Origin of the sequence: Flavobacterium akiainvivens (assembly GCF_001278115.1) — a bacterium.
GTDB lineage: Bacteria > Bacteroidota > Bacteroidia > Flavobacteriales > Flavobacteriaceae > Flavobacterium > Flavobacterium akiainvivens.
The window spans coordinates 3,917,974-3,926,614 of sequence record NZ_LIYD01000005.1 but is presented as its reverse complement, the minus strand read 5'-3'; the positions used below and the strand labels follow the sequence as shown (position 1 = coordinate 3,926,614).

The window sequence follows — 8,641 nt, the reverse complement described above, 5'->3', positions numbered from 1 at the left end:
GTTTTTTTTATTGCCATATCAGAGTGAAGCTCCTCCCCTCTCCTTTGGAGAGGGGCTGGGGTGAGGCTTAAAACAAATTATATCGTACGCCTAAAAACACCCTCCTGCCTTGCATAGATGCATAGTTATAGGTAGTATCAAACGTGTAGCCGTTAGGGTTGTTTACAGGGTCGTTTACATGCTGGTCAAACGGGTCAAACGGACGCATAAGCGGGTCGCCGGGCACAAAATCAAAAATGTTTTTTACACCGCCGTAAAATTCCAGACCATTATCAAATTTCTTGGTTGCCTGTATATTAGCCGTTAAAAACCATGGCGAATACTCCGGCCTGTAATCGTTAGGCAATATAGGCAGGCGCATGGGGCCATACCAGTTTCCGGTAAGGTCTATACTGTAGTTGTTGGGGAAACTGTAGGTAGCCACATAGTTGCCACTCCACTTAGGCGCGTGCAGTTGCTGTGTGCGTTGCAGGCTGCCATTTTCGTTCTCTTCCATCTGGAAAACATCCATGTAGCTAATACCTGCCATAACTTTAAGCGGAAAATTAAACGTCAGGTCGGTATTAAGCGACAATCCCTGCGATATGGCATGCCCGTTAAGGTTGTCGTAAATAATCTTTGTTGGGTCGGTATCAAAATCACCTACTATCTTATTTGTAAAGTACGAATAGAAAGCTGTAGCATCAAGCCCCAGTACAAAAGCATCAGTTGGTATTTTAAGTACATAGTTCAGGTTACCGTTTAATGAGCGTTCGGGCTTTAGTTCTTCGGCAATAACCACATCGCGCGAACCCGTAAGTGCAGCATGGTCTTCGGTAAATAAATTCACCACCCTGAAACCCGTACCAAAACTGGCCCTTAGCGTGTTGTGCTGGTTAGGCGAAAACTTATAGGCCACCCTTGGCGAATGCACGCCGCCGTGGTTTTTATCATAATCAAAACGATAGCCGCCAAGTAGCTTGTGCCTTTCGTTAAGGGTCCATTCATCCTGAATAAACACCCCGGGCAGCGGGGTTTCCTGCGGGCGGTTAACCCCGTTTTCGTTTGCTGTGCCGGGGGTATTATCGTCATAATGCGTATACCTAAACGCCGCCCCAAGCAAAAAGGTATGGTTATCGCCAAACTGCTTATCCCAATAGGCCTGTACAAAAGCCACCTGTTGTGTAGCCATGTAAGGTGTAGTACCGTAATACGAGTCCTGGTTGTGCCAGTTGTATGAAAATTGTGTGAATATACGCTCGGCGGTTGGCAACTGGTACAGGCCTATAACCTCAGCCCTTTGGGTATAAATGCTCTCGCCATAAATGCTGTCGCTTCCGCGGAAAGCGGGTGTCCAGTCCATTTCGCCACCCCAGCGGTCTTCATACACATAGCGCCCTGCAATGCTGGCCTGGCGGTTTTCCTCACGTTCAAAATCCCATTTATTAAATATTGAAATGCGGTTTTGCTGGGTAACATCGGTAAAGTTATCATGGTTTTTATCGGCCTTAACCTGGTAGTTAAAGTAGTTTATACCCAGTAACGATTTGGCCTTACCGGCATTTATCTTAACCGCGGCGTCAAGGCTGTGCTCGCCCCAGCTGGTAAAAAAGTAATCGGCACTAACAAGGGGTGCTTTATAAGGAGCCTTGGTAATCACGTTTATTATACCGCCCATAGCCTCACTGCCATAAAGCGAAGATGCCGGGCCTTTTACCACCTCAATACGCTCTACAATGCTGTTGGGTATACCACTAAGCCCGTATACTGTAGAAAGGGCACTTACAATGGGCATACCGTCTATAAGTATCATAGTATAAGGACCTTCCATACCGTTTATGTGTATGTCGCCGGTATTGCACACGTTGCAGTTAAGCTGCGGCTGCACACCATTTATCATCCCTACGGCTTCAAAAAGGCTGGCGGTGGGGTTCTTTTTAAAGAGCTTCGGGGTTATAATCTCTACCGGAATGGGGCTGTCCATACGGCTTACCTCTTTCATGGTACCGGTAATTACCACCTCATCAAGCGATTCATCATCCTGCTGAAGCTTAAAATCCAGGGTTTGGGTTTCGCCATCAAGTATGGTAAACTTTTGCCTTAAGGTACTATATCCTACCGATGCAGCTATTACCTCATAGCTCCCTGCCGGGATATTTTCTATAATGTAATTCCCGTTTTCATCGGCCACAGCCAAAAGATTAAGCCCCTCAATAAGAACTGTAGCAGCCAGTATACCTGTTTTGCCATCGGTAACCCTGCCATTTATTTTTGCTGTTTGGGCGTGTAATGCCGTAAAACCAAATAATATAAGAATATATTTTTTAAACATCTTAAAAGTAAATTGTGTTAATGCAAAAATATAAATTTAGACAAGACTAAAAATACATTTTAAACAATAATTAAAATTATTTTGTTTAAACAAATATTTGGAGTGTGATGTATTTTCGATTATTTTTAGCAAAAGCACGTAACTATTGGATTCTAAAGGAAATTTTGTAACCGTTATACCCGCCGATGCCCTTGTGGCAAAGCACATAGCGTGCTACTATTTTCACTGGAGTGATGACGATAGTTTTGAAAACACTTTTACATTTTACCCCAATTACAAGCATGCCCTTACGGTTTATAAAGGATCTGAAGTTATACTGGGCACCGGCGACTCTACAGTAAAGCCAAGCGGTAAAAGCAACTACACTATTTTATATTCGGTAAATACCGGCGAGAGCTTTAAGGTAGATTTATCGGGTAAATTCAGTAAAATAGGCGTTTTATTTAACCCGTTCGGCATCAACCATTTTTTGAACGTACCGCTTAGCGAGGTATTTACCGCACCGTTTTCTCAGCTTACCTGTTTTGGCCAGGCATTTACCGATACATTAAACAACGTGTATAATACGGCTGATATAAGCGCAAAAACCACCCTGCTTGATGATTTTTTCAGGCAGGCTTACACGGGCTTTAATGAGCCGGTTATTAAAAAAGCCATGCAGGAAATATTAAACACCAACGGCTTAGTGCGTGTGGAAGAGTTAAGCGACAGTATGGGCATAAACCGCAAAACACTGCTGCGCCTGTTTAAAAAGCACCTGTGCGCCTCGGTTGAAGAGTATAAAAAGTTGGTTATGTTTCGCAATGCGCTTAACTATTCGCAACAGGCGGGTAATGCTGTTACCCTGACCGATGTGGCATTGTACAGCCTGTATTATGACCAGGCCCATTTTATAAAGCATTTTAAATCGGTTACCCACCAGCCGCCTAAAGACCTGCTGCACAACCTTACCCGCCTGGGCAGCCAGGAAGCTGTGTACTGGCATTTTGAAAATTAGGCGGGTTGTCCCAATTATACAATTTTAGGCGGTGTAGCTGCCTTACTTTTGCTTTATAAACCAATAAAACCGGCACAAAATGAGCTACACTAAAAAATATATCCTGCTATTCGCCATACTGGTTATTGCCGACTTAATTTGCATAATCGCATCGAAGTACCTGTTTACAAAAGAGATTTATACATATTTGGCAATAGGTGCAGTTACAGCCATTGTGTTATCTTTTACACCAAGAAAATCTGTCAATAAACAATAAAACCATGCTAACAGTACTTGTACACCTTGTGGAGAAAGTACTCCACCTGTTCTTTTAAAATCATCATCAATCATTTAATCACCTTACAATTATGAAGAAAATCACCTTACTGCTGCTGGCGCTTTTTGCCGGCAAAGCTTTTGCACAGGAGACCGAAACCACAACAACCCGCACAAAAACCGAGATAGAATGGTATTTTGGTTTTGGCGCTGCGTTTCACCCGGACTATAACATAAACAGCAACCTGGCTGCCGGCGGGGTAAAAGAACTGCCTGGCGTAACACCGGCGTCGGTCATTGGCTGGAACGCCACGTTTGAGAACAACCTGTCGCTTACCTTTGAATTTGGCACCACCTACACCTTTAATAACAGGAAGAAAGACGGCTCTCAGTTGCTACAGGTTCCCGTTAAGCTAAGGCTGCAATACATTCTTGCCGAAAACAATAAACTGCAGTTTGCTGCCGGTGGCGATGTAACCTTTATAGCAAGCAACCTTTCTGTATTTTCTGATGCTACAGAAATTGATATGGACGACCTTAACCCGGAAACCAACACCGGTTTTATTCCACTACGTAACCAATCGTGGTTTGTAGGGCCATCAGCATCATTAGCCTTTAAAGACAAAAACAACCGCAGGTCTTTTGTACTGAATGCCGGTTATGACTTTTGTTTTACCAATAGTAAATGGAAATCTGACTTTGCAAACATAGTAAATCCGGTTAGGGAAAACGGCGGCAGGTTTTATGTAAACCTCTTTATTCCAATAAATTAAAACACAGCTCCTGAAAGAGGGAGCCTTTTTTGTATTATTTATTTTCAATTATTTTTGAAAGTTTAGAATTTTTGTATTACTTTTACTTCATGGAATTCAAAGAGGCAAAAAATAAGTTTGTGCAAACCTGGGGGGCTTTAGGCTCGCAATGGGGCATTAACAAAACCATGGCGCAAATACACGCCCTGCTTATGGTGGCACACGAACCGCTTTCTATGGAAGACATTATGGAAGAACTGCACATAAGCCGTGGTAATGCCAGCATGAACCTGCGTTCGCTAATGGACTGGGGTATTATATATAAGGAGTTGAAACCCGGGGAACGCCGCGAGTTTTTTGTTGCCGAAAAAGACCTTGATGAGCTTGCCGTTAAGGTAGCCCAGGAACGCAGCCGCCGCGAAATTAAACCCGCACTTAAAGTACTTAAAGAAGTATCTACTGCTAATATAACCAATACATCTGCCGAGGCAAAGCAGTTTAAAGACCAGACTTCTAAACTCTATGATTTTGTACTTAAGGCAGATAATATGATTGAAAAAGTAACCGAATACAAAGACAATTGGCTGGCACGCCTTGTTATGAAAGTAATGAAGTAAAAATTTTTATTCTAATGTTTCAATAATTACTGAAAATTTAAAACTTACAATATGAAATATATTCACTACATAAACTTCTTTGCATTGGGCATTACCCTGTTACTGTACGTAACCCTATTTCTTGGCATGTTTGCCCAGCTTATATTAGGTTCGCTACAACTGTTACTTGCCGCAATCATTACAATAGCTTACTACGAAAAACTTAACGAGAGGTGCAAGAAGCTGCTTTTAAGGTATTGGGCATTTGCCTTAGCAGCTGTGTTCATAGCCCTGGTAACATGGCTTGCATATGAGGACAATACAACAGCCACAGTGCTTTTTATATTCGTAATCCCTATGTGTGTTGCCTGCTATTTTGTATATGTTACCAGCTGCATAAACGGATATTTAAACCCGGAACCATGAACCTCAACCTTGTATCATACGGTATTTTTCTGGCGGCAGTAGCCTATATAATTGTAGTAGTGGGGCAAATATGCTACCGAAACGGCAACGTGTATGTACTCTCCCTAATGCCGGGGCATGAAGAGTTGTGTACCCGCATTAACAAAATACTGCTCACAGGCTACTACCTGGTTAACATAGGCTACGCAGCCACCACGCTCATCAGCTGGCAGAAAATTACAACATGGGCCATGCTTTTAGAAACACTCAGTTATCGTATAGCATTGATAGTGCTGATACTCTCAGCGCTGCACTACATCAACCTGTTTGTTATTACCAAATACGTTAAGAAACTTATTCATTAAACATAAAACTACATATTATGGAAACCACCAAAATCCTTACCGGCTACTTTATTTACCTGCCTGTGGCAATAGCACTTACACTGATAGTAAGCCGCACGCTCTTTAAAAACGCCCGCATTTTTATGCTCGACATCTTTAAAGGCCGCGAAGAAATTGCAAACGCCACCAACAAGCTTTTTGAAACCGGGTTTTATCTCCTCAACCTTGGTTTCGCATTCCTTATACTGCGCATAGACCTGTATAACAACAGCTACCAGGCACTTGTAGAGGCGCTAAGCTACAAAATAGGCGGGTTTAGCATTTACCTGGGCTTCATGCTGTTCCTTAACCTGTACTTCTTTTTCCGTGGGAAAAGAAAAGCCAAAGAAAACCGTATCGATGAGCGTATAGTGTTTACAGCAGGCAAGCCATGATTTTAAGAATAGCCCACTACGTTAACTATGCGGCAGTAGCCTTAACCATTACACTCTACACTGCATATGGTTTTAAAGCCCTAACAGCCCAGTTTTTATTGGGCTGTTACCAAGTAATAACAGCAATTATCCTTACTGTATTACTTAGGAAATTTGAAAAGCAGCAAACAGTCAAACTACTCGTGTACTGGATATTAGTAATTACATGGCTGCTGTTAGCGCTTACACTTCGAAACTTAAAAGAAAGAATTTACATCCCTATCATTCTTTGTGGTATCCCAATGTGCATTGCAGGATACTTTGTATATGTCACTTATGTATTTTCATTAAATCCCAATAAAAATGAAACATAGCTATCCTTTAAGGTGTAGTTACAAACCATGACAAACTTTTTAAAAGTTGCTTACCGTCTAAACTGCACGTTGTTTATTATAACACTGGTATGCATCCTGTTAGGGCTACCACAGGTGCTGGCATTACCGGGCCTTTATCAGGTGGGGATATCATTAGCAATAATGTTCTTCCTCTATCCCCGCCTTGGCAGGCCCTTACAAATACGGGTCAATTACTACTGGATATCCGTACTGTTCTGCATTATAACCGGTGGTGCATTTGGCGGCATATACTATATAATCTTTTTATCTTTAGGCATAGCGCTCTATCACGTGTATATCACATATATATTAACTAAAGCATTCAAACCATGAAAATAGTAATAGCAGCAGGCACCGGCTTTTTAGGGCAGGTACTGGCAAACCACTTTAAAAAAGAGCATAAAATTGTAATACTCACCCGCGGAAAGGGCTTTACAGATAACACCATAAAATATGTGCATTGGGATGCCAAAACCCTTACCGGATGGCAAACCGAACTTGAAGGTGCCGATGTGCTTATTAACCTCGCCGGTAAGTCGGTAGACTGTAGGTATAATGAGGAGAATAAGCGTGAAATAATGGCATCGCGCACAGAGAGTACCGCTGTACTTGGCCGGGCTATTGCACAATGCACCAACCCGCCCAAACACTGGCTAAACTCTTCTACCGCTACTATTTACAGGCATTCTGAAGACAAACAGATGGATGAGGCAACAGGCGAAATTGGCCATGATTTTTCTATGAATGTAGCCAAAGTTTGGGAAAGCACCTTTTTTGCTGCCGAAACGCCGCACACCATTAAAACCGCACTGCGCACCTCAATAGTTTTAGGCAAAAACGGCGGGGCTTTTGTACCGCTAAAAAACCTTGTAAAAGCAGGGCTTGGCGGCAGGCAGGGCAGCGGCAAACAGTTTGTAAGCTGGATTCACGAAGCCGACTTTGCCCGTGCCGTGGCATTTATCATAACCAATAAAATGGAAGGCGTGGTTAATGTGGTATCGCCCACTCCGGTACGAAATGCAGAATTTATGACGGCTTTGCAACGCGCTACAGGCAGGCCGTTTGGCATACCGATAACCAAATGGCTTTTAAAGATGGGCGCAGCCTTAATAGGCACTGAGACCGAACTGGTACTCAAAAGCCGCAATGTTATCCCTAAAAGGCTACAGGATAGTGGCTTTACATTTTCATACGGCAGGCTTAGCCAGGCCCTTACAAACCTTGTAAAAAGCTAAAACCCACCCACTAAATACACCAACCCCAGCCAGAATATCGGCACACTTTCAACCCAAAACAGGGTGTAGTATTTATTGCGCTCCGGCGATGCCCCCATGGTAAAAAGCCCCACGGCCAGCACCAATGCTACGTTTACCCCCAGCTGGTTACTATCTACATAGGTCTTTAAAAATTCGAGATAGTAAAACACAGCCAGCAGCATAATGTTGAGCAGGCGGGTGTTTTTTATCCCTATTTTCTGGGGCACGGTTTTCAGGCTGGGGTTGTCTTCGGCAAGGTCTATAATTTCAAAAATCAGTATCAGTATGATAGTCAGCAAAAAACGCTGGCAAAACTTAAGCCATGCATCCTGCCCCAGGTCAATCCCCGCGTTGAGCAGCGGCATAAGCGTGGTAACACCTGCCCAGCACAACGCTACAATATAGATTTTTATACCCGCCAGGCTGCGTAAATTACCCCTTGAACCAAACGGCACGGCATACAAAACCGACAGTGCCGCAAACGCCAGCGATGCCAGTTGTGCCTCGCGGTTAAGCAGGAAAAAGCATACTGCCCCCAGTATGAGCGCTGTTATACTAATGGCTGCCACAGCTTTATGAAAGCGCCTCAGTGGTAGCTTTTTCCTGAAGCGCGCCTCATATTTTATGAAGTTGTACCCAAAAAGCGTCCCGAAAAAGGCAAAGCCAGCCATGGGGGCATCAAAGGGTAAATTAAACATATGATACGTCATGAGCACCAGGCTCAGCACGGCAATTGCCACGTGAATGCTGCCGTGTATGTAGAAGTAAAAAAGCCTTTTTGCCATATCCATCCTACAAAAATAATCAATATCACAACAGCATCTGTTTTGTGTTGAAAAATTCACAAAATCAAGCTTTTCATATTATTAAAATCTGAAGATAAATCACTAATTTTGTGCCTTTAAAAACAACGCATA

General features: G+C 43.1%; 11 protein-coding genes. 8 read left to right on the top strand and 3 right to left on the bottom strand.

What is annotated here, in order from left to right; translation table 11 throughout:
• Positions 1 to 67: 67 nt before the first annotated feature.
• Entirely contained in the window at positions 68 to 2,311 is a 2,244-nt protein-coding gene (locus AM279_RS17545; protein WP_054409353.1) for a TonB-dependent receptor, read from the bottom strand.
• A gap of 145 nt (positions 2,312 to 2,456) precedes the next feature.
• On the opposite strand from AM279_RS17545, the gene AM279_RS17540 reads away from it, so the two are divergent.
• On the top strand, positions 2,457 to 3,308 hold the full coding sequence (locus AM279_RS17540; protein WP_054409352.1) for a helix-turn-helix domain-containing protein: 852 nt from the start codon (positions 2,457 to 2,459) through the stop codon (positions 3,306 to 3,308).
• 177 nt (positions 3,309 to 3,485) lie between these two features.
• Here the strand turns inward: AM279_RS17540 and AM279_RS20710 are convergent, their stop codons facing one another.
• Positions 3,486 to 3,638: a hypothetical protein gene (locus tag AM279_RS20710; RefSeq protein ID WP_160316464.1), complete on the bottom strand. Its 153-nt coding sequence runs from the start codon at positions 3,636 to 3,638 to the stop codon at positions 3,486 to 3,488.
• A 17-nt stretch (positions 3,639 to 3,655) separates the two neighbouring features.
• Between AM279_RS20710 and AM279_RS17535 the strand changes: the two genes are divergently transcribed.
• The 7 genes from AM279_RS17535 (at position 3,656) to AM279_RS17500 (ending at position 7,703) form a co-directional block, all read left to right on the top strand.
• Positions 3,656 to 4,336: a hypothetical protein gene (locus AM279_RS17535; protein WP_054409351.1), complete on the top strand. Its 681-nt coding sequence runs from the start codon at positions 3,656 to 3,658 to the stop codon at positions 4,334 to 4,336.
• An 89-nt stretch (positions 4,337 to 4,425) separates the two neighbouring features.
• Entirely contained in the window at positions 4,426 to 4,932 is a 507-nt protein-coding gene (locus AM279_RS17530; protein ID WP_054409350.1) for a GbsR/MarR family transcriptional regulator, read from the top strand.
• A gap of 51 nt (positions 4,933 to 4,983) precedes the next feature.
• A complete protein-coding gene (locus AM279_RS17525; RefSeq protein ID WP_054409349.1) occupies positions 4,984 to 5,337 on the top strand; it encodes a hypothetical protein in 354 nt (117 codons plus the stop codon).
• Entirely contained in the window at positions 5,334 to 5,681 is a 348-nt protein-coding gene (locus AM279_RS17520; RefSeq protein WP_054409348.1) for a hypothetical protein, read from the top strand. The genes AM279_RS17525 and AM279_RS17520 overlap by 4 nt, the downstream gene beginning before the upstream one ends.
• Before the next feature lie 17 nt (positions 5,682 to 5,698).
• Positions 5,699 to 6,094 (top strand): hypothetical protein, encoded by a 396-nt coding sequence (locus tag AM279_RS17515; protein ID WP_054409347.1) that lies wholly within the window; start codon positions 5,699 to 5,701, stop codon positions 6,092 to 6,094.
• Positions 6,091 to 6,447 carry a hypothetical protein gene (locus AM279_RS17510; RefSeq protein WP_054409346.1) on the top strand — a complete coding sequence of 119 codons (357 nt, stop codon included), beginning with the start codon at positions 6,091 to 6,093 and terminating at the stop codon, positions 6,445 to 6,447. The genes AM279_RS17515 and AM279_RS17510 overlap by 4 nt, the downstream gene beginning before the upstream one ends.
• Positions 6,448 to 6,797: 350 nt before the next feature.
• Entirely contained in the window at positions 6,798 to 7,703 is a 906-nt protein-coding gene (locus AM279_RS17500; protein WP_054409344.1) for a TIGR01777 family oxidoreductase, read from the top strand.
• Here AM279_RS17500 and AM279_RS17495 read toward each other — a convergent pair.
• Positions 7,700 to 8,509 (bottom strand): UbiA prenyltransferase family protein, encoded by an 810-nt coding sequence (locus AM279_RS17495; protein ID WP_316948718.1) that lies wholly within the window; start codon positions 8,507 to 8,509, stop codon positions 7,700 to 7,702. The two genes, AM279_RS17500 and AM279_RS17495, sit on opposite strands and share 4 nt — an antisense overlap.
• Positions 8,510 to 8,641 lie beyond the last annotated feature (132 nt).